Raw genomic sequence first — 23,489 nt, forward strand, 5'->3', positions numbered from 1 at the left:
CAGCGGCCCCGCCACCTGAGATCCCCTGCGGCCAATGCCTGTAAGAAGGCGCGGCGACCCCTAGCGGATTGGGGTACGAGGGTGGTGGCGAAATCGAGCGGTGGGAGTTCTCCTGGCAGACACCGACTACCTTTTGCGTTACCTCGCGCAGGAGGTCGCACTACGCCAATACGCGCAGTTGAGAATTGAGTTGGGCATCGTTCTGCCTGTGCGTACGATGGTCGGATGCCGATCACCGGTCTTACGTCTGCGCGGCTCAAGCTGGACCGAGCGCACGTTCATCTCGTGGACCTCAACGAACGAGTCCGGGTGTTCCGCAAGGATTACCCCTACGAGTTCACACCCCAGATCCGGCAACCGCATCCAACCTGCGACGAAATCCACTTCCAGATCGTCGTGAAGTCGGCGCACGACCAGCCGGACGAGTGGTCCACGATCGTAGGTGACATTCTTACGAACCTACGAGCAGCGCTCGATCATGCGGTCTTTGAGCACATCCGTGCGAAGAACCCGAAGCTTCCTCAAGAGAAGATCAAGTTCCCGATCGTGGACAAGCGCGCCGAGATGGAGACCAAAGCTAGATGGTTCGACCGCCCGATCTACCGGGCCGTAAACGAAGTTCAGCCGTACCGGGTACAGCCGAAGCCAGAGCTTCACCCGTTGGCGATCCTGCGTGATCTTGTCAATGCGGACAAGCACCGTTCGGTGGTCGTTACGAACTACTCGTCGGTCGATATGAAGATCACCACGGAGCCCGTAGTCGAAGTCTTGAACGTTGGCGCTCATCCCGGGGTTGAAATGGCCGTGGGTGCTGTTGTCGCCTCGGGCAGGTTCAGGATCCCGAACCTAGGGCCTTTGCCGCCGAAGCTGCAAGTACGGACCGAGATCGGCTACACCGAAGTCATCGAAATTCCACGAACAACGCAGGTGCGCAATCTGACTGACGCGTTGGCTGATCTCCAAGACAAGGTTCGAGATGTCCTAGATGACCTCGAAGCCGCTGGGTTGTCCTAGAACTCGCCCTCTCGGTATCGCGCACAGTCGCAGTCCGGGCCGCCCTTCGGGCAGGCACGGTCGAGCACGTCGGCGGGGTCTTCGTACTCGTTGACCCAACGCTGCAGGTTCTGCTTCTCGCGGGAGCGTTGCCCACGTTTGTCGATGAAGTCGCCGGCGGTGGGGCCGCAGAATACGCACACGGGGCGTCTGGCCGCGGCGCCGAGCATTCGCATTGTCAGGGGATCTCGGCGGTGAAGTGCGCGTAGGTGCGCGGGATGTCGTCGTACAGGGCCAGCACGGCATCGACCTCGTCCGCGAACGACTCGATTTCGAGTGCGTCAGCGATCACATCGCTGGTCGTACGAACGGTTTGTCTCACGGTCTCAGAGGTGTTCTCCACCAGGGCCCTTCCGGGGATTCGCAGGCTGGGTCGTGGCATAGGCACCTCAACCCGTCGATCAGACAGCCGAACTGTTCTGTGTCGTCGGGGTGACCGTGTTCGTCCATCCAGGCTGCGGTGGCACGCTTCTCGCGGTGCCGGGCGGCGCTGTGTGTTGGTGGTGGGCAGCACCCGTATTTGCAGTTCCGGGGAACCATCATCGCCAACGTGCACCGCCGAATACATGTGAAAAAGAAAACAGCAGGTCACAGGCACACGAAGGCCACTCTGCCATTTGCATTGCAAAAAGGGATAGCTACACGGAGGCGTAGGATTGTCTAGGGGCAGTTTCGCACGACGTGCCCCAGGTCGGCGCTTCGCCTTTCGGCTTCCGGTGACTTCCGGCGTTATCGGGCGGGTGGTCATCCCGACCCCGATGTACAACCCGAGCGCATGGGGTCTCGTCTGCCCGGCGCGATTTGAACGCGCGATTTCCTGCACCCAAGGCAGGCGGGATGGCCAAACTTCCCTACGGGCGGATGAGCCCGTCGAAGTAAGGAAGCCTAAGCTCTAGCCTTGACGGGCATCGTTGATGCGGTGGCGGGATTCGAACCCGCGACTCTGGCTTATGAGACCAGCGAGGTAACCGAGCTGCTCCACACCGCAAAGCATTTAGACGCGCGGCGGCCAATTCCAATGACCCGGCGTCGGGGTCTCGGCGAACTTCACGTTCTCGTTGAAGAACATGCCGGTGGGGTTCAGTACACAAAGCCCGACCGTGCCGTCAGGACCAGAGAGCTCGGTGATGACCGCAGCGCGCGGTTCGGGTAGGTATTCGCCGCCAGGGGTGCCATAGGACTGGTAATGAACGATTCGGCCTACTGATGGTGTCTGATTCACGCACGGGCGGGAAGATTCGAACTTCCGACGCACGGTTTTGGAGACCGACGCTCTGCCGCTGAGCTACGCCCATAAAAGACAACGGCCTGCAGGCGCGAATGTCCTGCAGACCGATTGCCTATGTAGTCGCCCACCGAAATGGACTGGTGAGCTTTGACCTCACTGCTCCACGCATCCTGTGCGCAGCAATTCAAAGACCCTCGGGGGTAGGCCGAAGCCCAGCGTTACCCGAGGAAGTTAGTGGGTGGGGAGTTGCCTAGACTCCGACCGGGGCACGGACCGTAAGGATTAGTACCCGGTGCTGCGACTTGCCCGCGAAGGCATCGGTTTCCGGCAGCTACGCCTTCCCTCAGGCACTTGCCCGTCAGGATGCCGACATCGCACACATTCGCGGCCCGATCACGCGGGAACCGCTCACTCTGTCACCACCAGCATCGGCCGCTAAACCGATGCTTTGCGTCCTCCGCTGGATTCGAACCAGCACTTGTACCGCATTCTGGTGCGGCGCCTCTAAAACCAGTTGGGCTAGAAGGACGGTTATTCAGTTATTCAGCGCCAAACCGGTGCATCAGCGGTTTGGGCGGGTCGGGTTACCGGCCTGTTTTTGGGCACACGAAATGCACGAACGAACAATAGCATCCAGCGGACACAGTTTTGAGGTTGAAGATCACAATTCAGTAACAGTCCATGGTGGGTTGTCATCGAAATCAAACCCCTCATTCGGATCCGGCAACGGCAAATACGATGCCCGCGAATCCAGCCCAAACCCCAAAACCTCACAAATCTCTTCGAGCGTGCACACCCCCGCCAACGAATCTCCATGCTCGACCGAACCGCCCCGCACCAACCGGTCACCCAAATCCCACGCCCACGACATCAACCCACCCCGATACCGCAAATACAACCGAACCCCGTCCGCCGTCACCACATCCCACGCAGACGGACACGCAAAACACGTCTGCCGCGCCGCAACAATCACCCCGATCACGCCGCCCTACCTTCCTCGCGCATCGGATGATGGCCGCTCGCCTTGTTTTGCACCCAACGTTGGTACGCCGCGCGCCTACACAATCGGCATCCTCGTTTGTCCGCACCAGGACGCCGATACGTGTTTTTCTCGTCGTAGGGGTGCCCATTTGCGCAGAATGTCTTGTGTACATTCGCCGCAACGGGCGACTCACCACGCAGTACATTTATTCTTTGCCGAACCGGTTCCAGATGTGCCGGGTTGACGCATAGCCGATTTCGGCACAGATGGTCCAGCACCAACCCCTCTGGCACGGGTCCCACTAGCTCAATGTACGAAATTCGATGCGCATATCCGGGACTTACGGCGACCAATGCGAACTTTCCATATCCGGTAGTACTCTTCGCAGCCACCCATCTCCAGCAACCTGTCGCGGCGTCCCTCTGAACCTTCCGCCAGAAGCGCGGCGGAAGCCTGCTACTGCCGAAGTGGTCATGGGCACTTTCCTCCCCCGTCATGCTGCATCCCCCTTGTACTTCTTGATGACCGGTTTCCGTGTCCCCTGCATGGTCCTCACCACACCGACACCGCGCGGCCCATAGAACGTGCTGCGAGGGACCTCCCCGGACAGAACCTCCGGTGCAAGGTGGCCATAATGCCAATACCCAACAGTCACCGGGCACTCATATGCGCTGAAACGCTCACCTGGAAACGCCGTCCGCGCCGCACTCTTCGCGTCCCGCCGCGACCTGAACAACCGCTTCCCGCAGTACCCGCACGTGCCAGTGTGCTGCCCCTGCCTCGGCTGCCCGGTCACGCCGCGTCCTCGATCACGTCCAGACCGAGCGCGCCCGCGATGTTCGGAGGCGACCACGTAGCGGGTTTGAGGATCTTCCCGTCGTCGCGGCGAATCACCTTGCCGTCCACCAACTTCGCCATGTTGCTGTCCTGCACCGCTTTCCACACCCGGTCCATCGGCAAATGCAACATGATCGCCAACGCGGACACCTGGTACATCGACTGGTGGACAGCGGCATCCACCTCCACCAAATCGCGGGCACCAACCGCGTCCCGGATCCTTTGGTCAACCTTCTCCAACTCGTCACCGATGTAGGCCATCGTGTGCGTGGCGTCGTAATCCGCCCACGACGGTGGTTCGGTTGAGGTGGTGATCAGGTCATGAATGTGGGTGTGCGCCAACCCGAGTCGCAGCAGCAACCCTGCCCGCACGTACAGGCTGTCCGCGATCGCATCAGCGGCCTCGACCAGGTTCCGGGAAGCCAACGCGAACAGCAACTCGTCACGTTCCTCCACCACCAGGCGCAGGGCGAGCTCGGTTTCCGCGTCGGATACCCAACCCGGTGTATGGCGCATAGGCACGCCACAAGCGGCGTTAAAGGCGCGCACGTCGTCCCATAGATCGTTCACAGCGTGACCTCCTCGGTCAGTTGGGCGTCCACGTACGTCATCGCACGCAGCAAGAGCTGGTGCAGTTCGTCGAGCAGCACACGGGTACGCAACATGTCGGAATCCAGCACAGCGAACTCGGCCCGTGCTGCGGTGCCAGCGATCGCCGGCCACACCTCCGCAACCTCGACACTCGTTGGGTGCATCCACAACCGGTGGAATTCGAGCCGTTCCGGGGTCGGTTCACCCAGCAGAACATCACATTCGGGGCAGGTCATCTCAGCTCCACAGCTCGGGGATGATGTCAACGAAGTCGTGGCGGGCCTGGCGGATCCGCTCGTTGTAGGCGTGTTCGCGTTCCCGGAATGCGGCATAGATTGTTTTTTGTTCCGGGGTTGATTCGCGCATCCGGCAGTTGCCGTTCGGGGGTCGTTCGAATTCGTCTTCGAAGGTCCAGCCGGGTGGGTTCAGGATCCCCATTTCGGCGGTGGTGAATGTCGGTGCGGGTTCGGTGAGCCGGGCAACCAAATCCATGTAGGTGGTGCGTTGTTCGTCGGAGCACCAGCAGACCGAAAAGTTCATGTGGTAGCGCAAAGACGCGACCGCGAGATCGTTGAAAGAGGCGTCGAATTCGTCGATGATCCAGTCGATCGAGTACTTCGGCAGCCCGGTCAGCTTCCGGTACGACTTGCCGCGCCCGTACACCTTGACCGTCCACCCCCACAACGGAAACGACCACACATGCTCATCGCAACGACCGCGGCCGTGGAACCACCGTGACGACCCGGCCCGGTCTTCCGGGTACGCGGTCTCGATCGACATCCACCCGCAACAGGGGATAGTCAGCGCCTTGTACATCAGCAGCCCTCAGTTCCGGTGTGCGGGGCGCGGGTTTCGACGTCGACCGCGCGCCGAAGTTCTAGCAGCGCAAGGACAATCACCATGACGATGAACAGGAACGCCAACACCACGACCGCGACGAGCAACCACAGGATGAGCATCACCGCCGTCACTGCGTCACCTCGACGTCGTACTTGACAAGGCACCCGACCATGAAGGCGTAGTTGCGGATCATGGACAGGGTCGGGTTGGAGTCCAGTCGCTCGAACTCGGCAATCGTGTGCACGTCGACGCGCATCCACTCGGCGATTTCGGCTTGTTCAAAGCGGAGGGCTTTGCGTGCGGCGACCAGTTTTTCTTTGAGCTGGATTTCTTGGTCAGCGAGGGCGTCTGCCAGGTTGAACGCGGTGTCACGATCATCGGTCATTCGGTGGCCTCCAATTCGTCGATCCGCTTGGCCTGCTGCTCGGCGACACGGCACCAGTGCGGGGCCTGCGGGTCGTCGCCGTAGACGGTCCCCCACGGCACCATCAGCCCGTCATCAGCCGAACGCGGAACGACGTGGACGTGCAGGTGGAACACGGACTGGGTCGCCTCGCGGCCCTTGCTGGTGATCAGATTCGCCGGGCGGGCAAGGTGTTCGGCGTACTCGGCGGCACGCCCCATCACCGTCGCTGTGACCGTGGGCGAAGACGTGAAGTCCGGGACATGGCGGCGAGGGATCACCAGGACGTGCCCGTCGACTACGGGGCCTAGTGGGACGATCACGATCGCGTCCTCCCATTCGCGGACGATCGTGGCCGGTGCGGTGCCCGCGGCAATCCGGCAGAACACGCAGTTGTCAGGCATTGGGTGTCGCCTCCTCGGCGGGTTCGGCGGGAGTGCAATCCGGGCAGTAGTGCGGGCCATCGACAGTCAGCGAGGCGGGGCCAGGTGCTGTCCAGTCGCAGCCCTCGGCCTCCGCCAGCGCATTGGTCGCGTCAGCCCATGCGGAGAAGTCGCCACCCTCGTGCGCGCTCACTCCGCACTTGTCGCAGATGGCCTGGTAGTAGGTGACCTCGCGGATCATCGGGTCTTCTCCTCGGTGGGCTGGTAGTCGGTGCAGGCGGGCCACCACGCGCGTATGTCGGACGATTCGCCGTGTGTGGCCCGTGCGCCGTCGTTGATCCAGCACTTCGGGTAACTGCGGCTGTGGTACCGGGCGACCTCCCGATGTCGGCATGTGCCGCAACGCAACCCGCCGCCCTCGCTTTCGCGGGCGGCTTCCTTGTGCAAGCCGATGTAGCCGAGTGGGTGGATGCCGTCACGGATACGCCGCTCGACCAGTCGCTGACGCTTCTCGCCGCGGGAAAGGTCCTCCGGCACCACAGCTTCGGGCGGTGTCCAACCGGGCGGCGGGCCGAACAGGCCAGGCTCGATATCAGCCACGATCGGCCTCCTCGGTGGGGACGCCCAAGTCGAGGACGGATTGCGAGAGCCGCTTGGCGGCGGCCTCGCAGTAGCGTTCGTCGATCTCGACACCGATCGCGCGTCGGCCCAGGTTGCGCGCGGCAATCAGAGTCGAACCTGATCCGGCGAAGGGATCGGCGATCATGCCCGATGGGCACCGCTGGATTAGCACCTCAAGCACCGCCGTGGATTTCGCGTGAGGATGACCTGATCGTGCGGCAAGACCGTGTTCGCCCGCCATCAGCCCCGTCGCGCGCAGGACTGATGATTCGCCGCCGATTCCTGCGCCCCATTTCCCGACGAGGTAGATCATTTCCACGTCGCGCCGGAATCCAGCGAGCGCTCCACGCACACCCGAATCCGACTGTTTCGCGTAGACGAGCGCCTGCCGGGCCGCCTGGGGCGGTGTGATGAGCGGGTCGCCGAACACGACGGCGGGCCGATCTCCCCACGCAGCGAGCGCTGTGTCCCGGACCGTGGTATCTCGGTCATTCGCGATCCCCCGGTGCCCTGCGGGGGAATGGCTGCCCCCGTGCCCGCTGAGCAGCCCGGCACCTTGCTTCCAATCGCGGCCGTACGGCGGGTCAGTCACCAGGATGTCGGCGCCGCGCCACGCGTCGATCTCGCGGCAGTCACCGTGGTAGAGCATGACGTGCTCGTCGGCGTAGTACGGCTCACGCAGCATCAGGCCTCCTCGGTGGGGACGTACACGGCCAGCAGGGTGCCGCCGTGGTCGGCGTGGCATTCGAGGTCTTCGCTGTCGTAGCGCGTTTCGTGGTCGGCCCACACCGTCCAGTGAATGTGGTCGAATGCGCCGCCATCGATCGCGTCTTCGACTTCCGAGGGGGCGCACGCCCGCCTCCAGATGCAGGGGCCGTCGTCGGGGCAGTCGGCGTGCAGCAGGATGGTGCCGACGGGGAACGTGTCGGCCTGGGCGGCCGTGGTGATCTCGCGGGCGGGTGGACGCCACCCGGACGCGATCACGGCATCGGCGAGCTTCCCGCGCCGGTACGCCTGCATCGCCCGCCCCCGGTGATCGAAGCTCAGCCATCCGGGGCGCCGGTGGTATTCGCGTTCGTCTTCCGGCCAGGTTTCGACGTATGGGCCACGGTCGAGGTCCAGGCCGCTGTCCACGATCAGGTCGGCCAGGGTGTCGCGGTCACTCATCGAACAGCACCAAGGCCAGGCCACCGAAAACCCACGCGAGGACAGCCGCAGCCAACACCGCAACAGTCGTCACACCGGGATCGGCGGAAAGCCACCAGGTGACAGCACCGGAGACGACTCCGCAGAACACACCGAACAGAAATCTGATCATCAGGTCGCACTCCTTCGAACAGGATCAATTGGGGCCGTGGAGGATTCACCACAACCCGGGAAACACGGCGACGAAGTCGCGAACTTGACGTGGCCAGGACACCGGTAACCCGACGCGGCCTCCTTGATCGGACGGCCCTCAACCACCGGTCGCCTCGATCCGGCGGTACTCGCCGAGCAGACCAGTCATGCTGATCAGCCGCTGCCTGTTCGGCCCCCGGATGCCCTTCACCAGGAAATGGCGGTCACCACGCCACGCAGCAGCCTCATGGAGGACAACCAGCGCCCGCGTGCCGTCCTTCGACTCCCACTCGGAGCCGGCCAGGTCAGAAATCGTCATGATCGGGCACCCCCAACCGGAGCAACGGCACACCGAGGCGGTACCAGAGACGGCACACCTGCAGGCGGTCGTCGAACGCGCCGAGAACGTGGAAGTGGTCCCGCAGGTGTTCGTTGAACAGTTCGTGTTTGACGATGTAGTCCGGCCGCTTGTCACCCGTCGCACGCATATGCAGAGCAGTGCACGGAATGTCGTTCCACCGCAACCAATCCGCCGTCTGCGAACGGCAATCGTCGTCACGACCCGACAGGATGATGATCGCCGAATCCTGTGCGAGTTTCCGCACCACCTCCACGGTGTGCGCGATCGGCTTATCGTCCCGGACCCGCGAATACTCGTAGATCCCCCGATCCGGCGCCTTCTCAGCGAGCGTGCCGTCAACGTCGACGATCCACGCCGGCGGCAGCACCGGATTCGGCACGTACGGGGTCGGGTAGAAATGCAGATCCGGTGACGGCTCCACCTTCGCCCAATGCTTGCGAGGGAACCTCCGTGCGACCGCTCGGATCGCGTCCTCCCCCACCATCCGACCGCCCCCAGCGCCACGCTGAGCGTCGCGGCGGATGCATTCGTCCACTGAGGTGTCAAGGTCGATCACGGCGACGTCGGCACCGTGGAGGGCAGCGAAGTTCGCCCACCCGCGCGTCCACTGGGTGCGCAGGTTCATCGCGTCGATGAACACGTCGTAGCCGCCGTCTAGCAGCGCGGCGGCCTGGGCGCGTTCAGCTTTCGAGATGATCTCTTCCTGCTCGTGCGAGAGGCGACCTTCCGCCGCGAACAGGGTCGCGCGCAGATCATCACGCGATACCCGCGCCAGCATTGGATGCGATTTCCGCAGCGAAGCAAACAGGCATGTCTTTCCCGCACCGGGATACCCGCGCGGAATGAACACCGTCGGGCGCGCCAGCACGGGAATCACATCAACCAGGTCATGGGCGGTCATCGCGCGATCACCTCATCGCGAACGACCTGCATGGTGGCACGATCGACAACGACCTCGCGGTGCTCAGCAACAGAGCCTTTACCGGCGACCAACCGAAACCGCAGCTGAGGTGCGTTGCCCGAGGAAATGATTACGCCTCGCCAGCTGCGCTCGATCGGGACGAGCCGCGACCTGACAACGACGGCCGCAGAGACAAGGTCGTTCCGAGAGACAGTGTTGTGACCGGAAGCCTTCACCGCAGTACGCGTCGGGGTGAAAGTCGCACGAGTGTTACGGCCTTCCAACGTCGCGAACTCGACGCTCATGCGGCGACACCGCCTTCGGCCTCCAGGTCGGCCGACTCGTCGTCGTCGAGCGCCTTCGTCTCGTGCTGCAGGAAGATCGGCGACTTCGCCTTCAACGTGGTCGGGTGCAGGCTGTCGACGGTGCGGATGCATACGCCTTCGTCGACGAGCTTCTTCGACCCGGACAGCGGGATCGCCTGGCCGTAGCCCTCGTCGTAGTAGCGGCGGTCGAGCCAGTCGGTGGGGTCGAATGCCTTGTGCGCCATCTCGGTCAGCACCGGGACCGTCTTCAACCCGAGCTGGGCGCACCATTCGACGAGCTGCCCCCACGCGAGGTCGGTGACAATGCCCTGCGGGTTCACGTACGCGACCCGGTACACGTACAGGTCCGCCTCACCCTGCGGGACGTTGTAGGTGTAGCCGGACTGGACCGGTGCGCCCTCGGGCGTCCAGCCGATCAGCTCCGCATACACAACGAAGCCCTGCGGGATCAGGCCGTCGAGACGGCTGCCGTAGTGAGTCCACACGTCGGTGCCGTAGAAGTGGTTCTGCTCGGCCTTCGGGTCCTTGATGACCTTCCGCGACCCGTAGACGGTGTCGTAGGTGTACTCGGCCACAGGGACTTTCAGGAACCGGGTCGCGAGCTTGTCACGCCACGTCGGGCACCGCTTCGCGACCGTGTTCCCGATCCGGATGCTCGTGCCGTGAAGCTTTTGCGTGATCACCACGCGCGCCTCAGGGTCGATGAGGTGCTCGTTGCCGAAGTAGCGGGTGGTGTCGTAGTGCTCAGGCAGGAACTTCGCATCGACACGCACGAACTTCTTCGTCGCCTTCTGCTGCGGGGTACGCGCGTTGTTGCCCTTCACGGGCCGCTCGAACTTCGTGCAGATGGGGTGACCGTTGAGCTCGTCGAACGTGTCACCGGGCTGGAGCTTCGACACGTCGAAACCGGTGTAGGACAACGAGTCCAGCGACACGAAGAAGGCGTCGGAGCGGTGGCCGCGGAGCTTGATCGCTCGGACGCGGCGGTTCTTCGCGAAGTACCCCTTCACGGCGGGGTCGGCGTTGAGTTCGGTGTCGGAGTGCAGGCTGTTGACTCGCGCGAACTCCTCGGACAGCTGGGTCTCGGCGGTGAACACCACGCCGAGATCACCAGCAGCCCGGTCTTTTCCGACGATTGCCTGGTAGCCGAGCACGGGCGCGCCGGCGATGTTGTCGCACCCGTCGAGCGGGTTGACCGCGGCGAGTTTCACGACCACGCAGGCGTAGTTGGGGTTTGCTGGCGGGTTCAGCGTCATACCCCAACGGTACAAGCCATTGCACTGTTCGTCTAGTGCATTGCACTGTTCATTGGGTTGCGGTGCCCAGGCCTGCGAGGTCGACAACCATGACGTTGTCGCTCATACGCCCGCCGTCCATATCGAGGATGTGCACCACGGTTTGGTAGTCGTCGCCGTCGAGGGTGGTGTCGAGACGGCAGTGGTAGTGGCCAGCGAACAGGTGGGCCGGTTGGACTACGTCGACGACCCGTCGTAACTGTTCGCGATGCCGTTGCGCTGCAACGATTTCCGATTCAGGAAATCCATGCGGATTACCCTCAATACAGGGGATGCGAACCCCGTCGGGGACGTCGTGGCAGATCATGACATCGGCGTGGCCACCGTTGGCCGCGGTGAACGCCTCGCCGGCACCGATGGTTTCGCGTGCCCACCATTCGCCGCGTGCCCGCCACAACCGGTCAACACTGTGTGCGCCACCGAGCGCGAGGAACGACACCCCGGACCAGGTCCACCGGTAGGTGCGTGGCAGGTAGAACAGGTTGGGGCGCAACGGGATCGCGGTGACGCCGTGTTCTTGTTCGCGGAGGTCAAGGTACAGATACGAGTCGTGGTTCCCTGGCACGAAACCAAGGGCGAGCCTGGTGTCTTCGAGTGCGCGCTGCACCTTTGCCAGAAATGTCGGTGCGAACCGATACCCGAAGTCGCCGACATGCAGGATCGCTTCGACACCCTGCTCGGCTGCGTGCGTGATCGCGTCGACAGCATGGTACGAATTGCCGTGCCAGTCGCCGGCGATCATGACCCTGGTCGGGGCCAGCTGTTCCCAAGCGTTCATGATCCTTCTTCGACTTCGTGGAGCGCGTTGCGGTTGAGTGCGGCGTCGTGCCGTCGGCAGATCCAGTAACCCCAGTGGTCCGGCACGTCGGGCCAGTCCTCGGTGTCGTCGCACAAGTCCTGGTCGAGGGGTACACGCAGCCACGAATGCGCGATGTTGTCGGCGATGCACCACCAGAAAACGCCGAAGCAGTGCGTGAAGATGCCCCGCTGATGGAAGTCGAACCACCAGCGGGACATCCGGCTACGCAGGGTCACGCGGCCTGCTCGTCCTTCTCCCACGGCCAGCCGCCGTCGGTGCCCGCTTCGAGGAGCGGCACGAGCTTGAACGTCGAGTCGGTCAGGGAGCCGAACTCGTGACGGTTCGCGCCCAGTTCGAACGCGGCCGGACGGTACCCGTAGAGGTTGAACCCGTAGACAGGCACGTTGGATGGGACCGTGGCGGTGATCTGAGGGCTGCAGGTCTGCATGTCGGAGATGATGAACACCCGGTCATGCCCGTCGTACTGGCGGCGGACCGCGCCCGCGATGTCGGTGCCGTGCCCGACTTCGCCGACACGGCCGATGAACCGGTCGATCTCGCGCATGGCAGACGCACCCGCCTGGACGGTGTGCTTGAACTCGCCCGACGCGAACCCGAAAATGTCGGCACCAGCAGCATTGCGAACACCGAGCGCGACACCGAACACCGCAGCGGCCTTCACCATCTGCATGTGCGACCTGCCCGACACGCTGTTCTGCATCGACCCGGAGGTGTCGATCAGGATCAGCGACCGGCCCCGGAGCACTGGCAGGTTCCGGAGCGAGTGCCCGAGGGCCTGGTCGAGGGCATGACCCCACCGCAGCGACGGCGCCGCCTCGTAGGCAGACAGGAACCGGAACGGGAACTGCCGCGACTTCGCAACCTCGGCAGGGTCAGCGAGCTTCGCAGCGACCTGCGCGGCGACCTTGTCGGACACGCCAGCCTCGTCGAAGTTCCGCAGGTTACGAAGCAACGCCATGTAACCCATTGACGGGATCATGGCTTCCCACCGTGCCGCGGTCCACGCCCCGTACGCACCGAGCTGCTCCCAGGTCATGCCTGCTTCGGTGAGCGCTGCCGCGAGTTCGCCGTCCTTGGTCATAGTGTCGATGTCTGCGCTGGCGAGCTGCTTGAAATCGGCGTTGGCCTGGACCATCGTCAACGATTCGGAGATCGGGTTGTCGCGGTTGTGGCGGCGGTCGATCGCGTGCCGGAACAGGTCGCCCTGTTTCGGGGTGAACTTGGGCGGGTGGCACAGTTCGAGGACGTCAGCGAACCGGAACCCGTGCGAGACGGTGTCGTACTTGAGCAACGAGCGCTCGTTGTACAGGCGCGTAGCGGCGTCGCCGACACCACGCATGACGGGCATCGGGAGCTTGCGGCCGAACCGTGTCATCCAGTAGGCGAGGAACTCGCCGGGCTCGTCTGCGCGCTGCAGAACGGAGTTGATGACCTGACGGTTGCCGCCGTGGATGCCTGCGTCGAGGCGGGCTTTGACGAACTCGGCGGCGCCGACGAGGGACGTGGAGCGCATGTTGGCTTCGGGGCCGCGCATCCAGGCGAGCAGTTCAGCGGTCCAGTCGCCGTCTTTGACGGCGCGGTTCGCGATCAGGTCGCGGAAGCGGGTGTCGCGGGCGTCAGCCGACTCGTAGAAGGTGTTCTCGCCAACGAAATTGGAAACGGCCAGGAGGAACAGTTCCGACCGCTTGTCGCGCACGTGCGCGTCGGCACCCTCATGTGTGACGGTGGTCTTGCGCGCTTTGGTCTTGATCGGGCCGACAGCGGTTGCCGCAGCACGCACTTTGGTCTGGTTGAATTTGGACATGCGGAATGCCTCCCAACGGGATGGATTGTGTTGGGAGGCATCACATTGAGGGTGCTGACATCAGGGGCGGTTCAGGTGTCTTATGGACGGCTGCTCTACCACTTGAGCTACAGGCGCGGACGCCCGACGGGACTCGAACCCGCAACCCGCTGTTGGTGGAAGTAACCCGAACCTTCGGAACAGCACCCATGTGAAGTTTCTCCCAACCCGAAAACGTGCATCCGGGGAGGCAATCACGCAGGGCGCTGACATCAAAACGGGGAAGGTGAACTGGTACGCGTGCTGCCATTACACTACATCCCGCGTTCGCGGGACGGCAGGAATTGAACCTGCTCTACGCGCTCCGAATGCGAAGTAACCCTCTCCTGCGGAACAGCGCCCCTGTGAAGTTGTCTCCCCGAGATCAAGGCGCCCACGGTGTTTCGTAAGAAGGAAGTAACCGTGAGCTTCGCAACGGGAAGTTGTTGCAAGCACGCTAACACCTTGGTGCAATTCATGCAACCCGTAGTCTCATGCAGCGAAACCCTCGACGCCGATCGCGGCCCCGAGCGCCTGGAACTTTTCGGGGGCCCAGGTTGCTTCGCAGCCGATGCAGCGGGCCCCGGACACCGTGACCTGCAACGCGGTTCGTCGTACGTGTTCGCCGGCACCGTTGACTGCGATCACCGTGGTTTCGCCGCAGACCGGGCAGGGCGCCTTCAACTCCCAGACCCGCTCCCCCACCAGTAACTGTCGGATGCGGTCGGTCCAGGCGTTGAGGTGTCGGGTCATGCGGCGTAGCACGGCGACATCATCGGGCGCCCAGGGGTAGTCGGCGAGGGCGTGGAGTCGTCGTGTAGTGACCGCGGTGCCGTCGGCGGGTGGGGTGTGTGGCCACCAGGTCGCAACAGCCCGGTCGATTTCGTCGAGGAGGCTGATGGCATCGGTCCAGACCGGCGGCCGGGATCCTGGGACCGTGTGCCCGCGGGCGTCGGCGGCCTGTTCACCGTGCCGCGCTTCTTGGAGTTCGGTGTAGAGGCTGTCGAGGACCGTGGTTTTCGCGGAGTCGCCGAGGGTGACGGTGTGGAGGCGCAACCCGATGAGGGCGTGTGTGGCGTCGACGAACCGGTTGCGTGCGCCGGCGACGAGCTCGGTGGGTTCATTCACGTCGGCCCTCGCCTTCGTCGAGTTCGGTTCGGGTCCACTGGTATCCGCACCCGTTTACGATCGTTTCCGGGTAGCCGGTGGTGCTGGTGGTCCAGGTGCCCGCGGGGATGGGGCCGCCGTCGGCGTATTTCGGTGTTTCGTCGGCCATGGCCTGCTCCTGTGGTGGTGTGCGGTGTTCACGGGGTCGGCGGCGGGGGTTCAGCATTCGCAGTCGGCCCAGTGCATTCCGCAGGTCACACAGTTTTCGTCGCCGTCGAGCCAGTCGAAGTCGTCACCTACCTCGTCGCCGATCATCGTGTTACGTACCCGAACGAGGACAGCCCGCCGGAGCACAGGGCCTTCTTGACGTCGCTTTCGGTGACCTCGTTGAAGGTCTGAACGAACAGTCGAGAACGACTTCGGCGATCGGCGCGCCACAGAAGCCATGCGCACGCGATGGAGGCTGCTGCGATGACGAGGAGGAATGAGAGTGCGGCGATTGTTGCTGTCGCGTTCACGAGTCGTTGTTCTCCGTTTCGCCACCGAACAGGTTGGCGGGGGTGATGGCGCGGGTGTCGTGTTGGATGCGGTGGGCTTTTTGGATGGCCCGTATTTCGTCGTCGGCTAAATGGCGGCCTAGCCAGAGGTCGCAGCCGTGCGATATGCAGGTGATCTTTTGCACGCCTTTGTCAATCGCTGTCATTGATACCAGCCGACGCCACGACCAAAGTACACAGAAATCGGGGCACCACAAACCACCAGGTCAACACCACCAAACCCGCAAGGACCAGGCTAGCTGCAGTCTTGCTCATATTCGTCTTCGTCCTCGTATTCGATCCACGGGAATTCTGGGTCGGTGCCACCGGTTTCGAGGGTTGCGTATTCTTCGTCGGGGTTCATGTGCCGCCTCCGGTTTTGTGGGCTAAGCAAAGAATATGCGGGAAGTCAAGCCGGGCAAACAAGATAACGCACCCCACCAAAAGCCTGGGCGGGGTGCGCAATACATTGACCATTAAGCGGCTTTACGGGCACTCAACTGCGCAGCAACCTCCACTGCGGCCTCGAAACCCTCAGGCGCACGGAAGTAGCCGCCGGGGTTCATCGCATACACCAGATGGTCGGCGCGCACGGGCGCGGCACCGTTGCGTGTAGCCCTCTGCTGAGCACCGCACAACGACTCCACCAGGCGCAGGCGTGCTTCCGCGTCCAACGCCCGCTGCTGCCACACCCGCCGCGATTTCCACAGGCGCCGAACAACTTCCATCGGCTTCCGCTTGCCGTGCTCGGTACCGAAAATCACAGCGTTGTACAGGCGCGCCTGATACGGAGTCACCCGCTCCTCAGCCATGACGGCCGCCGATCAGCCCGTGCTGCTCCCACCAGGATACGTAAGTATCGGTAAGCCACCGGTCGATCGCGCCACGATCGGGCTGCGCTGGGAGGTCGGCGATCTCGGCGAGCTGGTTGAGTTGGTCGAGGAGGTCGGCGGCCCAGTCGAGGGCTTCTTCCTGGGTGTGTTCGCCGCGACGCAACTCCTGCAACCACTTCCGCTCCACTGGCGGCATGGGCAGGGTGACACGACCGGTGGTGAGCAGTTCAACGCCCTGCAACCCCAAACGCACCATGTGGTATGCGAACTTCGTGTCGAAGCCCAGCGTTTCGACCAGTTCGGGCCGGTTGGTGTGCTTCTTCGACTTGAGGCCGAGGAGCTGATCCCGTTGCGACACAAGGTATCCGCCGAATCGAAGTGCGGCTTCGCGGGAGAGCCACCGTTCCGGGTGGGCTTGGATGTCGCGGCCGACGTCGGTCTGGATGACGATCTCCTCGGGCGGGATGAACGCGAGCAACAACACGGTGGGGTTGCCTGCTGCGGCCAGCGCCGCCCACCTCCGCAGCGAGTAGACGGTGAGGTCGAGGTCGCCGGCACCGGACCGGACGCCCTCGGCTTGGGTGCGGTAGATGTACTGGTCGAATCGGCTGAGTCCGGTGACGAACTCGGGTCCTTCGATGCAAACACCCATTTCGTCGCGGTCGTCGTTGCCCGTGGTGACCCCGTGGAGCCCGGACCCGACCTGACCGAGGAGCACGGTGCTGCTCATGGCGATATCGGCGTGGATGCGGCTGCCGTGCGGGTTGGTCGTGACCGGGTTGGTCGGCCACTGGTAGATGAGAGTCATCGGGTCAGTCCTTTCCGAAGGTGAACCAAGCGATCCAGCCGATGAAGATGAGTTCATTTGGGTTGATCTCCTGGTGGTTGCGGTTTGGTGGTTGACGAGGTCGTGGACGTCTTTCTGGCTGGTCACCGGGGTTACCACCAGATGTGGAGGCCGTAGGACCCGACCGCGATCAGGCCGCGCGCGTACAGGTCGTCGATGACGGCCTCGAACGGCGGGTAGAACTCGCGCTCCCAGTGCAGTTCGGCTTGCCAGGGGTGCTCGTACTCGCCGATCGGTGTGTTCGCCCATTCCTGCACCGTCGGTGTGCCGTCGGCGAAGCATGCACGGAACTCCTCGACAGATTCCCAACCACCTTCGGGGTGGGGCACGTCGAACAGGTGCACGGTGTTTTGCCCGTGTTGGCAGTCGTCTTGCTGCTGGAATCGGTACGGGCGCCCGTAGGTTTCGGCGACCAGCTTGCTGAACACGGTTTCGCGGATCAGAGTGACCACCCGCCCGGCGAGCAGGGCGGTCATGCTGCTTCCTCCACGATTTCCCAGCCGCTGGTCTCGACCAGTCGCTTCGTGACCACGACCTGATAGCCGCAGTCCTGCATCGCCTTACGCTCCGACCACACCCGACTCGCGTCGGTGAGGAGTGTGAACTCCTCACCGGTATCCGGGCTCCGGTACAGGAGCCGGTACTCGATGCGGGTAGTGGCGGTGTCGGCGAGCCGCGGCACGTAGGGTTCGTGCCCGTTGTCCATAGCACCTCCTAGGAGTCGGGCCAGGTGGCCGATGAAGGTAGTCATGCTGCAATTTCCTCTGTGTTGTAGGTGATTTCGAGCCACATTCGGCCGCCTTCGCCCTTCACGGGCGGGTGGATGACGGGTTCGTTTTTGGCCATGAATTCGGGGGTGTCGTCGGGGACCAGCCCGTAGCCGACGAACTTCTTGGTGCCAGCAGCCAAACCGTCGTACAACGGTTTCGCCGTACTTGTGAGGTTGTCGGTGTCCCTGCGACGTCGGTCTCGTGGTTGGTAGTGCAGGCAAACTGTCACGTACCGGAGTCCGCGTGGGAGGTTGTGGTGGATGGCGAGGGCGACCATGGTTTGCCTGATTTCGCGAATCTTCGCCGCTTTCGCCATCGCCGCACCGCGCGTGTAGCCGCGATCGTTCATCGACAACAGCGGGGCAGAGACCAAGGCAGTTCGATCGTCACTGTGACGGGGCCGGTCATAGTTCGACCGAGGTGAGGTAGTCGTCGACGGTGGCGAAGGACTCGGCGCATTCGGGGCAGCGGATCGGTGCCTTCTTCGCGAACCCTTGACCGAGGAGGCCGAGGCAGCCGCCGCACATGAACACGTCGCGGCAGCCGTGCAGGTTCGCCCACAGCGTCGCGGTCGGTGCGGGCGCGAAGGGGCCGTGGACGTGGATGTTGCACTCGCACACAGGGTTCGGGAACAGGTCCGGCCACGGTGCGGCGGTCACAGCGGCACCACCTTGGTGAACATGGTGTCGAATCCGTCGAATTCGTCACCGCAGTTGCCGCACAGGAACGGGGGCTGCCGCACGACGAAGTACAGTCGGGCGTGGTCCAAACAGCTTGCACAGATGAACCCGATCCAGCACCCGTGTTGTTCGATCTGAAACGATGCTGCTGGCGGGTTGTGGGTGTGGGTTCGGTTGGTGCACAACGGGTTTGACATCAGGCGACCTTCGACGCGGGTTGGCTGGTGGTGTGCCAGTGGCGACCGGACGGGCACTTGTAGGTGCGGGTGGGGCGGGCTCCGGGGCGGGCACGTTGCAGGAACTTCGACAGCGCGTTGAGTGCTTCCTGCTCGCTGCCGTACTGGCTTTTCTTCGGGGTCGGGCAGGCGGGCCGGTTGGCGTCGATGGTGTGCTTGTACAGCTGTGCAACGACTTTGGCCCGGTCGAATCCGCCTTCGGAGTGCCCGCATTTGCACCACACGATCGCCGCGTATCCGTGGCCGCGTTCCCGGATACGGACCATGACGTGGTCGGGTTCGGTCATGCCGCCTCCTCCTGGTCGAACAGGCTGCGCCCGAGGTGGTGGTAGTGGGAGGTTTTGTCGGCGAACACTCGGCCACCCCAGATGCCGGGGACGTGGGCACCGCCGTCGGTTCCGTCGCCCAATGCTTTGTGTTTGCGGTTGCACGCTGCGCGGACGGGGCAGGTTGCGCACAATCCGACTGCGCGCCGGCGTCGGCTGATCGAGTCTTGCTTTGTTTCGCCTTCGATGTGGTAGTCCCACATCGAAGCTCGGTGTTTGCGCGCCCAGGTTTCGTGTTCGGGTTGGGCGCAGATCGCGGCGGTGGTCCGCGATTCGGTGGTCATTTGCGGTTACCGAGGATCGCGACCACAGGGGCGATGATGACGGCGGTCAGGATGAGCGGGGGGACAGCCAGCAGGGCGAGTGCGCGGTGCAGGATCGGTGTGCAGGGGGTCAAGGGGTGCCTCCGATGCGGTGCCGGGAAGGTGGCGGGCGGTTCGTTTCGCCGGTTTCATTCACGATACTAACGGTATAACGCATTGTTCGGCAATGGTTCCGCAACACGAATCATGATCACAAACGCACCCTTGCAAACCCCCACGGAAACGGGCGGGAATGCACACAGCACCCGCCCACCCCGCTACCAACGATCACCGTTGCCGTTGCAGAAATACCCAGGCCAACAGCAGTTTTTGAATCAACGCTTTCACCTCGCCAGCGTCCAACGCGACCGCCGTTCGACCGAGCCCGTTAGCGACCTCGACGGTCGCGAGCGTGGGCCAATCCGGTGCACCGTGTTGCACGTCAACAGTTGACTCGACCGGGGTGGTGATCATGCCGCCTGCTGCGCGTCGGTACCCGCCTGAACGCCCGCCATGGCCTGCCGGAGCTCTCGCGCGCGCTGTTCTTCAGTCTCAGCGTCAGCACGCAACCCGCAGATCGCATGCAGGGCAGCCACGTAGCGAGACACGGCGGCATCATGTTCGTCACCGCGTGGTGTGGTGTCGGCGATCTCGGCGAGGTCTTCGACTCGGTAGTAGAGCTTGTTGTTGTAGCCGTAGGTGTTCATGTCAGGTGTCCTTTGGTGTCGAAGGTGAGGTTGTGGGTGAGGGTGTCGAAGATGCGGCGTTCGGCCGCGGCGACGTGGTCTTCCAACCAGGCGCGGGCCGTGCAGTTTTCGGCGGCCATCAATGCGAAGGTGGCTTCGTCGGGGGTGAGGCCGAGGAGTTCGGCGGCGACGTCTTCCACCCACCGAATCCGGCCTGTCGAGTCCTGGACCTGGATTTGCCCATACAGGGACCGTTCGTTGCCGACCCACCGGTACCCGCCGGCGACGTCGATCGCGAGCCCGCCCAAACCGAACACCACCCACCCGTCGTCACCGCGGCGCCGGAACACCGACTGGTCGAGGAGGTAGGGGTGTTTGGTGATGTGGGCGAGGATTTTCCGCATGAGGGGCAGGTTGTGTTGCATTGGGGCTCACCAGGTTTCGGGGCGGTCAGATATGGGTGTGCAGGGTTGCGCAACCGCCGCCGCGTGTGGCGTGGAGGAGGGTGCCGTCGTGTTTTTGGCCTTCGCTGATCACGGCCATCGCTTCGGCGAACAGGGCGCGGGCGTCGTCAAGGTCGACGGCGCAGATCGTGAGGTCGATGCCGGTGTCGGTCATGCGCTGCCGTACCGGAACGAGGTGAAGCCTCCGTCGTCTTCGTTGACGGAGAAGCCCCATTCGTCGAGCTGGGCGATCTCGTCGGCGGTGAACTTGGTGTCGTCTGCCATCACGAACAGTTGGTCGTGCTCGCAGTGGAACGGGCTGATGGTGTCGGTCGGGTGCTGGGCGAGGAGTGTGATTGCCTGGATAAGGTCAGTCCAGGCGTCGTCTTCGGGGATCACTATGTGTCGCTTTCTGCTGGTGGGCGAACGGGTTTGGTAGGGGCGGCGCCCGAAAGATGTGGTGGTCGATCTCGGGCGCCGCGCTCCTCGCTTCCCCATGCGCGGCCGTCACGCGCTGGCAGCTCGGTGGAGCGCCGCGGTCGCGGGAGGAAGGTTCTCGGGGTTGTCGAGCTAGTCGGCGGGCGGGTAGTTGTGGACGACGCGGGCGAAGTCGCCGGCGGACTGTTCACCGGGCAACACGCCTGCGGCCGTGGCGATCATCGATGGCACCCAACCGGCGTCGACGAGCCCTTCGGCTTCGTCACGGGTCAACGGGCGGCGATATGCGGGAGACGAAAGGTGTTCGACGAGTCCTTCGCGGGTCGGGAAAACCGGTGTGACAGGCGAGCCTTCGCTGACGGTCTCCCACAACTGCCAACCGTCACCGGTCGGCGGCTCGGTAGATTCCCATGCCTCACTGTCAGCGCGTTGCCCTTCGTAGACCTCGACCGAGCCGTGTCCGTCGCACGTCGCGCACCATCCCCACTTCGCGGGAAGACCAGCTTGTCGGATCAGGCCTTGGGTGACGGCGTACCTGTTCTGGGCCAACCACCCTCGCTGTATCTGCCGCTCAGGCTGGTCCGGGTCGCCAGTGATCAGCGCCTGTGCGAACTCGACGATGTCGGGTGTTGGTCGGACAACCGCGTAGGTGACCCACATCCCGTCCCGGTGGAGGACGGTGTTGTGGTCGACGGGCGGGTACGGATCGTGCGCCAACCAGGGGTGCAGCGGTTTGCCTGCATCCTGGTCGTCGAGGTCGCTGATGAGTTGGTCGAGCATCAGCCCGATGCGCTCGATCCACTGCCGAGCTGGTGTCGAACCTCGGCCGTAGCAGGCGCGGCAGGTGGTTTCGCGGAGCCGTTCGGGCATCAGGTACCCGTCCCAGACCTTGTCGAGCGGCCAGGCGAAATCGACGGGGACGCGGCGGACTTCACGAGACATGACGTCCCTCCTTGGTGTCGCGGGGCACGGTGAGGAAGTGTCGGTCGAGGATGTCGGGGTAGTCCGCGAGGAGGTCGTTGACGGTGCGCTGTTTGGTGTTCCACCACACACGTTCGTGACGTCCGTGCCGGGCGAACGGGGCAATGGTGGTGGTCATCGGGTCACCTGCTCGATCTGAGTGTCGATCAGCTCGATCGCCTCGGAGATCCCGCGGTCGTAGCCTTCGCGTTTGGGGTTCTTGTAGCCGCCGCTGGGGTCTTCGGCGTGCATGCGCGTGGAGGCGCTCGGTGCAGCGCCAGTGTGTTGCCGAGCTGCGCGCGGAGCCGATGCAGTGCGGTGGCGGGGTCGTCTTCGACTACCGGGTGGTCCACGATGATTTCGCCGGCGTCGTCCACCTCGTGAAGGGTGACGGTCGTGTGTGCCACCAGGGCAACGATTTCGACGAAACTGGTGGTATGAGCGCCGATGCCGAGGTCTCGCAGTACGGACCGGACACTGTGTTGGGCGGTGACGGCGTCAGCGTGGGCGTCCCATACGGGCATCAGCGAGGTGCTTTCGATTTCGGGGTTGTTCAACCACTGGGTGTGGTGGGTGAGTTCGCTGAGATAGTCGACGTTGTCGAGCAGGGTGCCGCCGGGCAGGCGGATCGCGAAGTAGGTGGTGGTCACAGGGAGGCTCCGTACTTGTTGGCGATAGCTTGGGCGCGGGCGGCAGCAGCGGTGTGCCCGTCCCAGCGCAGGTCATGGGCGAGCGCTTCAAGTTCAGCGAGCAAACCGGTCGGCGCGAGGGTGTCGATGTCAGGCACGAGCGGTCTCCTGGGCGAGTTGGGTGAACCGGAACGCCGGGTAGATACCGGTGGGGTAGTCCTGGGCGGCGTCATATTGGGCTGCGGTGACGGGCCGAATGTTGATCAACGTCGGCGGGGTTTCGGGGGTTCGCCGGCGGGTGTGTCGGGCCAGCAATCGCAGCAGTCTCATGCGGGCACCCCGACATGGGTGATGGTGTAGCCGACGGCGGCGAAGGCTTGGGCGTGGTCGCGGTTGTGACCGGAGCCGGGCAGCTCGTTCCAGTCGACGACCATGCCTTCAGAGTCGGAGATGAGCAGGTTCGTCTCGTAGATGCGGCGTACGCCTTGGCTGGTGGGGATGGTTTCGTCGAGGGTCGACGCGACCACGTAGTCGGCGATGCCGTCGCTAACCATCAGTGGCGGATCGAGCTTGTAGACGCCGGTGGTGGACACGAACGGGATGCCGGTCTCGTCGTGGGCGACTTCGTCGGGCAGCAGGGTCGCGGTCTTCATGAGTGGTTCTCCTGGTGGTCGTTGAGGAAGGCGTCGCACCGTTCGCGGAGGTCGCGGACTTGGTGCGGGAGGAGGTCGGCGCGCAATTTGATGCCGCCGGCGGGCTCGGTGGAGACCCGCAAATGCATGTGCTGGTCGCCGGGCTCGGCGATGACTTCGACCGCGTAGCCGTCGCGGTGGGGGGGCCGGGGGGGGGCCGGGAGGGGGTTGGCCCCCCCCGGGGACCCCGGGAATAAGCCCCC

General features: G+C 63.7%; 44 protein-coding genes and 4 tRNA genes. 1 reads left to right on the forward strand and 47 read right to left on the reverse strand.

What is annotated here, in order from left to right:
• Positions 1 to 225: 225 nt before the first annotated feature.
• Positions 226 to 1,014, forward strand: a complete 789-nt coding sequence (locus tag ACFWU5_RS16305; RefSeq protein ID WP_379267743.1) for a hypothetical protein — start codon at positions 226 to 228, stop codon at positions 1,012 to 1,014.
• Here the strand turns inward: ACFWU5_RS16305 and ACFWU5_RS16310 are convergent.
• From ACFWU5_RS16310 to ACFWU5_RS16540, 47 genes are all read right to left on the reverse strand, one after another.
• Entirely contained in the window at positions 1,011 to 1,229 is a 219-nt protein-coding gene (locus tag ACFWU5_RS16310; RefSeq protein ID WP_379267744.1) for a hypothetical protein, read from the reverse strand. The genes ACFWU5_RS16305 and ACFWU5_RS16310 overlap by 4 nt on opposite strands.
• Before the next feature lie 610 nt (positions 1,230 to 1,839).
• Positions 1,840 to 1,914: transfer RNA gene (locus tag ACFWU5_RS16315), tRNA-Pro, on the reverse strand.
• Between the two features lie 53 nt (positions 1,915 to 1,967).
• Positions 1,968 to 2,041, reverse strand: a tRNA-Met gene (locus ACFWU5_RS16320).
• Positions 2,042 to 2,047: 6 nt separating this feature from the next.
• A complete protein-coding gene (locus ACFWU5_RS16325; protein ID WP_379267745.1) occupies positions 2,048 to 2,275 on the reverse strand; it encodes a hypothetical protein in 228 nt (75 codons plus the stop codon).
• A gap of 1 nt (position 2,276) precedes the next feature.
• Positions 2,277 to 2,348, reverse strand: a tRNA-Trp gene (locus tag ACFWU5_RS16330).
• A 384-nt stretch (positions 2,349 to 2,732) separates the two neighbouring features.
• A tRNA-OTHER gene (locus tag ACFWU5_RS16335) sits at positions 2,733 to 2,810 on the reverse strand.
• Between the two features lie 449 nt (positions 2,811 to 3,259).
• Positions 3,260 to 3,760 carry an HNH endonuclease signature motif containing protein gene (locus ACFWU5_RS16340; RefSeq protein ID WP_379267746.1) on the reverse strand — a complete coding sequence of 167 codons (501 nt, stop codon included), beginning with the start codon at positions 3,758 to 3,760 and terminating at the stop codon, positions 3,260 to 3,262.
• Between the two features lie 295 nt (positions 3,761 to 4,055).
• Positions 4,056 to 4,670: a hypothetical protein gene (locus ACFWU5_RS16345; protein ID WP_379267747.1), complete on the reverse strand. Its 615-nt coding sequence runs from the start codon at positions 4,668 to 4,670 to the stop codon at positions 4,056 to 4,058.
• On the reverse strand, positions 4,667 to 4,927 hold the full coding sequence (locus ACFWU5_RS16350) for a hypothetical protein (RefSeq protein WP_379267748.1): 261 nt from the start codon (positions 4,925 to 4,927) through the stop codon (positions 4,667 to 4,669). The genes ACFWU5_RS16345 and ACFWU5_RS16350 overlap by 4 nt, the downstream gene beginning before the upstream one ends.
• Position 4,928: 1 nt before the next feature.
• On the reverse strand, positions 4,929 to 5,471 hold the full coding sequence (locus tag ACFWU5_RS16355) for a hypothetical protein (protein WP_379267749.1): 543 nt from the start codon (positions 5,469 to 5,471) through the stop codon (positions 4,929 to 4,931).
• 35 nt (positions 5,472 to 5,506) lie between these two features.
• Complete coding sequence (locus ACFWU5_RS16360) at positions 5,507 to 5,662, reverse strand: hypothetical protein (protein ID WP_379267750.1); 156 nt, start codon at positions 5,660 to 5,662, stop codon at positions 5,507 to 5,509.
• Positions 5,659 to 5,916 (reverse strand): multiprotein-bridging factor 1 family protein, encoded by a 258-nt coding sequence (locus ACFWU5_RS16365; RefSeq protein WP_379267751.1) that lies wholly within the window; start codon positions 5,914 to 5,916, stop codon positions 5,659 to 5,661. Before ACFWU5_RS16365 ends, ACFWU5_RS16360 begins: the two co-directional genes overlap by 4 nt.
• Positions 5,913 to 6,338, reverse strand: coding sequence for an HIT family protein (locus tag ACFWU5_RS16370; protein WP_379267752.1), 426 nt, complete (start codon positions 6,336 to 6,338; stop codon positions 5,913 to 5,915). The genes ACFWU5_RS16365 and ACFWU5_RS16370 overlap by 4 nt, the downstream gene beginning before the upstream one ends.
• On the reverse strand, positions 6,331 to 6,558 hold the full coding sequence (locus ACFWU5_RS16375; protein WP_379267753.1) for a hypothetical protein: 228 nt from the start codon (positions 6,556 to 6,558) through the stop codon (positions 6,331 to 6,333). Before ACFWU5_RS16375 ends, ACFWU5_RS16370 begins: the two co-directional genes overlap by 8 nt.
• Positions 6,555 to 6,917: a hypothetical protein gene (locus ACFWU5_RS16380; RefSeq protein ID WP_379267754.1), complete on the reverse strand. Its 363-nt coding sequence runs from the start codon at positions 6,915 to 6,917 to the stop codon at positions 6,555 to 6,557. Before ACFWU5_RS16380 ends, ACFWU5_RS16375 begins: the two co-directional genes overlap by 4 nt.
• Complete coding sequence (locus ACFWU5_RS16385) at positions 6,910 to 7,623, reverse strand: DNA methyltransferase (protein WP_379267755.1); 714 nt, start codon at positions 7,621 to 7,623, stop codon at positions 6,910 to 6,912. Before ACFWU5_RS16385 ends, ACFWU5_RS16380 begins: the two co-directional genes overlap by 8 nt.
• The gene (locus ACFWU5_RS16390) at positions 7,623 to 8,105 is read right to left on the reverse strand and encodes a hypothetical protein (protein WP_379267756.1); all 483 of its coding nucleotides are present in this window, start codon (positions 8,103 to 8,105) and stop codon (positions 7,623 to 7,625) included. The genes ACFWU5_RS16385 and ACFWU5_RS16390 overlap by 1 nt, the downstream gene beginning before the upstream one ends.
• Positions 8,098 to 8,256, reverse strand: coding sequence for a hypothetical protein (locus ACFWU5_RS16395; RefSeq protein WP_379267757.1), 159 nt, complete (start codon positions 8,254 to 8,256; stop codon positions 8,098 to 8,100). Before ACFWU5_RS16395 ends, ACFWU5_RS16390 begins: the two co-directional genes overlap by 8 nt.
• Positions 8,257 to 8,394: 138 nt before the next feature.
• A complete protein-coding gene (locus ACFWU5_RS16400) occupies positions 8,395 to 8,595 on the reverse strand; it encodes a hypothetical protein (protein ID WP_379267758.1) in 201 nt (66 codons plus the stop codon).
• Entirely contained in the window at positions 8,582 to 9,538 is a 957-nt protein-coding gene (locus ACFWU5_RS16405; RefSeq protein ID WP_379267759.1) for an AAA family ATPase, read from the reverse strand. Before ACFWU5_RS16405 ends, ACFWU5_RS16400 begins: the two co-directional genes overlap by 14 nt.
• Positions 9,535 to 9,843 (reverse strand): hypothetical protein, encoded by a 309-nt coding sequence (locus ACFWU5_RS16410; RefSeq protein ID WP_379267760.1) that lies wholly within the window; start codon positions 9,841 to 9,843, stop codon positions 9,535 to 9,537. The genes ACFWU5_RS16405 and ACFWU5_RS16410 overlap by 4 nt, the downstream gene beginning before the upstream one ends.
• Positions 9,840 to 11,120 carry an RNA ligase family protein gene (locus ACFWU5_RS16415; protein WP_379267761.1) on the reverse strand — a complete coding sequence of 427 codons (1,281 nt, stop codon included), beginning with the start codon at positions 11,118 to 11,120 and terminating at the stop codon, positions 9,840 to 9,842. The genes ACFWU5_RS16410 and ACFWU5_RS16415 overlap by 4 nt, the downstream gene beginning before the upstream one ends.
• A gap of 49 nt (positions 11,121 to 11,169) precedes the next feature.
• Complete coding sequence (locus ACFWU5_RS16420) at positions 11,170 to 11,937, reverse strand: metallophosphoesterase (protein WP_379267762.1); 768 nt, start codon at positions 11,935 to 11,937, stop codon at positions 11,170 to 11,172.
• Positions 11,934 to 12,194, reverse strand: a complete 261-nt coding sequence (locus tag ACFWU5_RS16425) for a hypothetical protein (RefSeq protein WP_379267763.1) — start codon at positions 12,192 to 12,194, stop codon at positions 11,934 to 11,936. Before ACFWU5_RS16425 ends, ACFWU5_RS16420 begins: the two co-directional genes overlap by 4 nt.
• Entirely contained in the window at positions 12,191 to 13,783 is a 1,593-nt protein-coding gene (locus tag ACFWU5_RS16430; protein ID WP_379267764.1) for a TROVE domain-containing protein, read from the reverse strand. The genes ACFWU5_RS16425 and ACFWU5_RS16430 overlap by 4 nt, the downstream gene beginning before the upstream one ends.
• A gap of 510 nt (positions 13,784 to 14,293) precedes the next feature.
• The gene (locus ACFWU5_RS16435) at positions 14,294 to 14,929 is read right to left on the reverse strand and encodes a hypothetical protein (protein ID WP_379267765.1); all 636 of its coding nucleotides are present in this window, start codon (positions 14,927 to 14,929) and stop codon (positions 14,294 to 14,296) included.
• On the reverse strand, positions 14,922 to 15,077 hold the full coding sequence (locus ACFWU5_RS16440; protein WP_379267766.1) for a hypothetical protein: 156 nt from the start codon (positions 15,075 to 15,077) through the stop codon (positions 14,922 to 14,924). Before ACFWU5_RS16440 ends, ACFWU5_RS16435 begins: the two co-directional genes overlap by 8 nt.
• A 345-nt stretch (positions 15,078 to 15,422) precedes the next feature.
• A complete protein-coding gene (locus ACFWU5_RS16445; RefSeq protein WP_379267767.1) occupies positions 15,423 to 15,611 on the reverse strand; it encodes a hypothetical protein in 189 nt (62 codons plus the stop codon).
• 309 nt (positions 15,612 to 15,920) lie between these two features.
• Positions 15,921 to 16,256 (reverse strand): hypothetical protein, encoded by a 336-nt coding sequence (locus ACFWU5_RS16450; protein WP_379267768.1) that lies wholly within the window; start codon positions 16,254 to 16,256, stop codon positions 15,921 to 15,923.
• The gene (locus tag ACFWU5_RS16455; RefSeq protein ID WP_379267769.1) at positions 16,249 to 17,085 is read right to left on the reverse strand and encodes a DNA polymerase beta superfamily protein; all 837 of its coding nucleotides are present in this window, start codon (positions 17,083 to 17,085) and stop codon (positions 16,249 to 16,251) included. Before ACFWU5_RS16455 ends, ACFWU5_RS16450 begins: the two co-directional genes overlap by 8 nt.
• A 131-nt stretch (positions 17,086 to 17,216) precedes the next feature.
• Complete coding sequence (locus ACFWU5_RS16460; protein WP_379267770.1) at positions 17,217 to 17,600, reverse strand: hypothetical protein; 384 nt, start codon at positions 17,598 to 17,600, stop codon at positions 17,217 to 17,219.
• Positions 17,597 to 17,875 (reverse strand): hypothetical protein, encoded by a 279-nt coding sequence (locus tag ACFWU5_RS16465; protein ID WP_379267771.1) that lies wholly within the window; start codon positions 17,873 to 17,875, stop codon positions 17,597 to 17,599. The genes ACFWU5_RS16460 and ACFWU5_RS16465 overlap by 4 nt, the downstream gene beginning before the upstream one ends.
• A complete protein-coding gene (locus tag ACFWU5_RS16470; RefSeq protein ID WP_379267772.1) occupies positions 17,872 to 18,243 on the reverse strand; it encodes a hypothetical protein in 372 nt (123 codons plus the stop codon). The genes ACFWU5_RS16465 and ACFWU5_RS16470 overlap by 4 nt, the downstream gene beginning before the upstream one ends.
• A 55-nt stretch (positions 18,244 to 18,298) precedes the next feature.
• Positions 18,299 to 18,553: a hypothetical protein gene (locus tag ACFWU5_RS16475; protein WP_379267773.1), complete on the reverse strand. Its 255-nt coding sequence runs from the start codon at positions 18,551 to 18,553 to the stop codon at positions 18,299 to 18,301.
• Between the two features lie 217 nt (positions 18,554 to 18,770).
• Positions 18,771 to 19,097: a hypothetical protein gene (locus ACFWU5_RS16480; RefSeq protein WP_379267774.1), complete on the reverse strand. Its 327-nt coding sequence runs from the start codon at positions 19,095 to 19,097 to the stop codon at positions 18,771 to 18,773.
• A complete protein-coding gene (locus ACFWU5_RS16485; RefSeq protein ID WP_379267775.1) occupies positions 19,094 to 19,420 on the reverse strand; it encodes a hypothetical protein in 327 nt (108 codons plus the stop codon). Before ACFWU5_RS16485 ends, ACFWU5_RS16480 begins: the two co-directional genes overlap by 4 nt.
• A gap of 306 nt (positions 19,421 to 19,726) precedes the next feature.
• Positions 19,727 to 19,912 carry a hypothetical protein gene (locus tag ACFWU5_RS16490; RefSeq protein WP_379267776.1) on the reverse strand — a complete coding sequence of 62 codons (186 nt, stop codon included), beginning with the start codon at positions 19,910 to 19,912 and terminating at the stop codon, positions 19,727 to 19,729.
• Positions 19,909 to 20,145: a hypothetical protein gene (locus ACFWU5_RS16495; protein WP_379267777.1), complete on the reverse strand. Its 237-nt coding sequence runs from the start codon at positions 20,143 to 20,145 to the stop codon at positions 19,909 to 19,911. Before ACFWU5_RS16495 ends, ACFWU5_RS16490 begins: the two co-directional genes overlap by 4 nt.
• Positions 20,142 to 20,528, reverse strand: coding sequence for a hypothetical protein (locus ACFWU5_RS16500; RefSeq protein WP_379267778.1), 387 nt, complete (start codon positions 20,526 to 20,528; stop codon positions 20,142 to 20,144). The genes ACFWU5_RS16495 and ACFWU5_RS16500 overlap by 4 nt, the downstream gene beginning before the upstream one ends.
• A 46-nt stretch (positions 20,529 to 20,574) precedes the next feature.
• Positions 20,575 to 20,742: a hypothetical protein gene (locus tag ACFWU5_RS16505; protein ID WP_379267779.1), complete on the reverse strand. Its 168-nt coding sequence runs from the start codon at positions 20,740 to 20,742 to the stop codon at positions 20,575 to 20,577.
• Positions 20,739 to 20,966 carry a hypothetical protein gene (locus ACFWU5_RS16510; protein WP_379267780.1) on the reverse strand — a complete coding sequence of 76 codons (228 nt, stop codon included), beginning with the start codon at positions 20,964 to 20,966 and terminating at the stop codon, positions 20,739 to 20,741. Before ACFWU5_RS16510 ends, ACFWU5_RS16505 begins: the two co-directional genes overlap by 4 nt.
• A 171-nt stretch (positions 20,967 to 21,137) precedes the next feature.
• Positions 21,138 to 21,947, reverse strand: coding sequence for a hypothetical protein (locus ACFWU5_RS16515; protein ID WP_379267781.1), 810 nt, complete (start codon positions 21,945 to 21,947; stop codon positions 21,138 to 21,140).
• Positions 21,937 to 22,104, reverse strand: a complete 168-nt coding sequence (locus ACFWU5_RS16520; protein ID WP_379267782.1) for a hypothetical protein — start codon at positions 22,102 to 22,104, stop codon at positions 21,937 to 21,939. Before ACFWU5_RS16520 ends, ACFWU5_RS16515 begins: the two co-directional genes overlap by 11 nt.
• Positions 22,105 to 22,132: 28 nt before the next feature.
• The gene (locus tag ACFWU5_RS16525) at positions 22,133 to 22,615 is read right to left on the reverse strand and encodes a hypothetical protein (RefSeq protein ID WP_379267783.1); all 483 of its coding nucleotides are present in this window, start codon (positions 22,613 to 22,615) and stop codon (positions 22,133 to 22,135) included.
• Complete coding sequence (locus ACFWU5_RS16530) at positions 22,612 to 22,752, reverse strand: hypothetical protein (RefSeq protein ID WP_379267784.1); 141 nt, start codon at positions 22,750 to 22,752, stop codon at positions 22,612 to 22,614. The genes ACFWU5_RS16525 and ACFWU5_RS16530 overlap by 4 nt, the downstream gene beginning before the upstream one ends.
• Positions 22,745 to 22,924: a hypothetical protein gene (locus ACFWU5_RS16535; protein ID WP_379267785.1), complete on the reverse strand. Its 180-nt coding sequence runs from the start codon at positions 22,922 to 22,924 to the stop codon at positions 22,745 to 22,747. Before ACFWU5_RS16535 ends, ACFWU5_RS16530 begins: the two co-directional genes overlap by 8 nt.
• The gene (locus tag ACFWU5_RS16540) at positions 22,921 to 23,247 is read right to left on the reverse strand and encodes a hypothetical protein (protein WP_379267786.1); all 327 of its coding nucleotides are present in this window, start codon (positions 23,245 to 23,247) and stop codon (positions 22,921 to 22,923) included. The genes ACFWU5_RS16535 and ACFWU5_RS16540 overlap by 4 nt, the downstream gene beginning before the upstream one ends.
• Between the last annotated feature and the right edge of the window lie 242 nt (positions 23,248 to 23,489).

Source organism: Nocardia sp. NPDC058640 (genome assembly GCF_042716995.1).
Classification (GTDB): domain Bacteria; phylum Actinomycetota; class Actinomycetes; order Mycobacteriales; family Mycobacteriaceae; genus Nocardia.

What these genes read in the sequence shown, in the direction of transcription:
- ACFWU5_RS16460 (WP_379267770.1), bottom strand. Translation starts at nt 17,600, where the DNA reads ATGACCGCCCTGCTCGCCGGGCGGGTGGTCACTCTGATCCGCGAAACC.
- ACFWU5_RS16310 (WP_379267744.1), bottom strand. Translation starts at nt 1,229, where the DNA reads ATGCGAATGCTCGGCGCCGCGGCCAGACGCCCCGTGTGCGTATTCTGC.
- ACFWU5_RS16355 (WP_379267749.1), bottom strand. Translation starts at nt 5,471, where the DNA reads ATGTCGATCGAGACCGCGTACCCGGAAGACCGGGCCGGGTCGTCACGG.
- ACFWU5_RS16440 (WP_379267766.1), bottom strand. Translation starts at nt 15,077, where the DNA reads ATGGCCGACGAAACACCGAAATACGCCGACGGCGGCCCCATCCCCGCG.
- ACFWU5_RS16410 (WP_379267760.1), bottom strand. Translation starts at nt 9,843, where the DNA reads ATGAGCGTCGAGTTCGCGACGTTGGAAGGCCGTAACACTCGTGCGACT.
- ACFWU5_RS16480 (WP_379267774.1), bottom strand. Translation starts at nt 19,097, where the DNA reads ATGACCGAACCCGACCACGTCATGGTCCGTATCCGGGAACGCGGCCAC.
- ACFWU5_RS16375 (WP_379267753.1), bottom strand. Translation starts at nt 6,558, where the DNA reads ATGATCCGCGAGGTCACCTACTACCAGGCCATCTGCGACAAGTGCGGA.
- ACFWU5_RS16390 (WP_379267756.1), bottom strand. Translation starts at nt 8,105, where the DNA reads ATGAGTGACCGCGACACCCTGGCCGACCTGATCGTGGACAGCGGCCTG.
- ACFWU5_RS16490 (WP_379267776.1), bottom strand. Translation starts at nt 19,912, where the DNA reads ATGATCACCACCCCGGTCGAGTCAACTGTTGACGTGCAACACGGTGCA.
- ACFWU5_RS16340 (WP_379267746.1), bottom strand. Translation starts at nt 3,760, where the DNA reads ATGACGGGGGAGGAAAGTGCCCATGACCACTTCGGCAGTAGCAGGCTT.
- ACFWU5_RS16540 (WP_379267786.1), bottom strand. Translation starts at nt 23,247, where the DNA reads ATGAAGACCGCGACCCTGCTGCCCGACGAAGTCGCCCACGACGAGACC.
- ACFWU5_RS16535 (WP_379267785.1), bottom strand. Translation starts at nt 22,924, where the DNA reads ATGAGACTGCTGCGATTGCTGGCCCGACACACCCGCCGGCGAACCCCC.
- ACFWU5_RS16500 (WP_379267778.1), bottom strand. Translation starts at nt 20,528, where the DNA reads ATGCGGAAAATCCTCGCCCACATCACCAAACACCCCTACCTCCTCGAC.
- ACFWU5_RS16400 (WP_379267758.1), bottom strand. Translation starts at nt 8,595, where the DNA reads ATGACGATTTCTGACCTGGCCGGCTCCGAGTGGGAGTCGAAGGACGGC.
- ACFWU5_RS16465 (WP_379267771.1), bottom strand. Translation starts at nt 17,875, where the DNA reads ATGACTACCTTCATCGGCCACCTGGCCCGACTCCTAGGAGGTGCTATG.
- ACFWU5_RS16495 (WP_379267777.1), bottom strand. Translation starts at nt 20,145, where the DNA reads ATGAACACCTACGGCTACAACAACAAGCTCTACTACCGAGTCGAAGAC.
- ACFWU5_RS16455 (WP_379267769.1), bottom strand. Translation starts at nt 17,085, where the DNA reads ATGACTCTCATCTACCAGTGGCCGACCAACCCGGTCACGACCAACCCG.
- ACFWU5_RS16485 (WP_379267775.1), bottom strand. Translation starts at nt 19,420, where the DNA reads ATGACCACCGAATCGCGGACCACCGCCGCGATCTGCGCCCAACCCGAA.
- ACFWU5_RS16350 (WP_379267748.1), bottom strand. Translation starts at nt 4,927, where the DNA reads ATGACCTGCCCCGAATGTGATGTTCTGCTGGGTGAACCGACCCCGGAA.
- ACFWU5_RS16365 (WP_379267751.1), bottom strand. Translation starts at nt 5,916, where the DNA reads ATGACCGATGATCGTGACACCGCGTTCAACCTGGCAGACGCCCTCGCT.
- ACFWU5_RS16415 (WP_379267761.1), bottom strand. Translation starts at nt 11,120, where the DNA reads ATGACGCTGAACCCGCCAGCAAACCCCAACTACGCCTGCGTGGTCGTG.
- ACFWU5_RS16385 (WP_379267755.1), bottom strand. Translation starts at nt 7,623, where the DNA reads ATGCTGCGTGAGCCGTACTACGCCGACGAGCACGTCATGCTCTACCAC.
- ACFWU5_RS16450 (WP_379267768.1), bottom strand. Translation starts at nt 16,256, where the DNA reads ATGGCTGAGGAGCGGGTGACTCCGTATCAGGCGCGCCTGTACAACGCT.
- ACFWU5_RS16420 (WP_379267762.1), bottom strand. Translation starts at nt 11,937, where the DNA reads ATGAACGCTTGGGAACAGCTGGCCCCGACCAGGGTCATGATCGCCGGC.
- ACFWU5_RS16520 (WP_379267782.1), bottom strand. Translation starts at nt 22,104, where the DNA reads ATGACCACCACCATTGCCCCGTTCGCCCGGCACGGACGTCACGAACGT.
- ACFWU5_RS16305 (WP_379267743.1), top strand. Translation starts at nt 226, where the DNA reads ATGCCGATCACCGGTCTTACGTCTGCGCGGCTCAAGCTGGACCGAGCG.
- ACFWU5_RS16470 (WP_379267772.1), bottom strand. Translation starts at nt 18,243, where the DNA reads ATGAACGATCGCGGCTACACGCGCGGTGCGGCGATGGCGAAAGCGGCG.
- ACFWU5_RS16445 (WP_379267767.1), bottom strand. Translation starts at nt 15,611, where the DNA reads ATGACAGCGATTGACAAAGGCGTGCAAAAGATCACCTGCATATCGCAC.
- ACFWU5_RS16405 (WP_379267759.1), bottom strand. Translation starts at nt 9,538, where the DNA reads ATGACCGCCCATGACCTGGTTGATGTGATTCCCGTGCTGGCGCGCCCG.
- ACFWU5_RS16430 (WP_379267764.1), bottom strand. Translation starts at nt 13,783, where the DNA reads ATGTCCAAATTCAACCAGACCAAAGTGCGTGCTGCGGCAACCGCTGTC.
- ACFWU5_RS16515 (WP_379267781.1), bottom strand. Translation starts at nt 21,947, where the DNA reads ATGTCTCGTGAAGTCCGCCGCGTCCCCGTCGATTTCGCCTGGCCGCTC.
- ACFWU5_RS16395 (WP_379267757.1), bottom strand. Translation starts at nt 8,256, where the DNA reads ATGATCAGATTTCTGTTCGGTGTGTTCTGCGGAGTCGTCTCCGGTGCT.
- ACFWU5_RS16505 (WP_379267779.1), bottom strand. Translation starts at nt 20,742, where the DNA reads ATGACCGACACCGGCATCGACCTCACGATCTGCGCCGTCGACCTTGAC.
- ACFWU5_RS16370 (WP_379267752.1), bottom strand. Translation starts at nt 6,338, where the DNA reads ATGCCTGACAACTGCGTGTTCTGCCGGATTGCCGCGGGCACCGCACCG.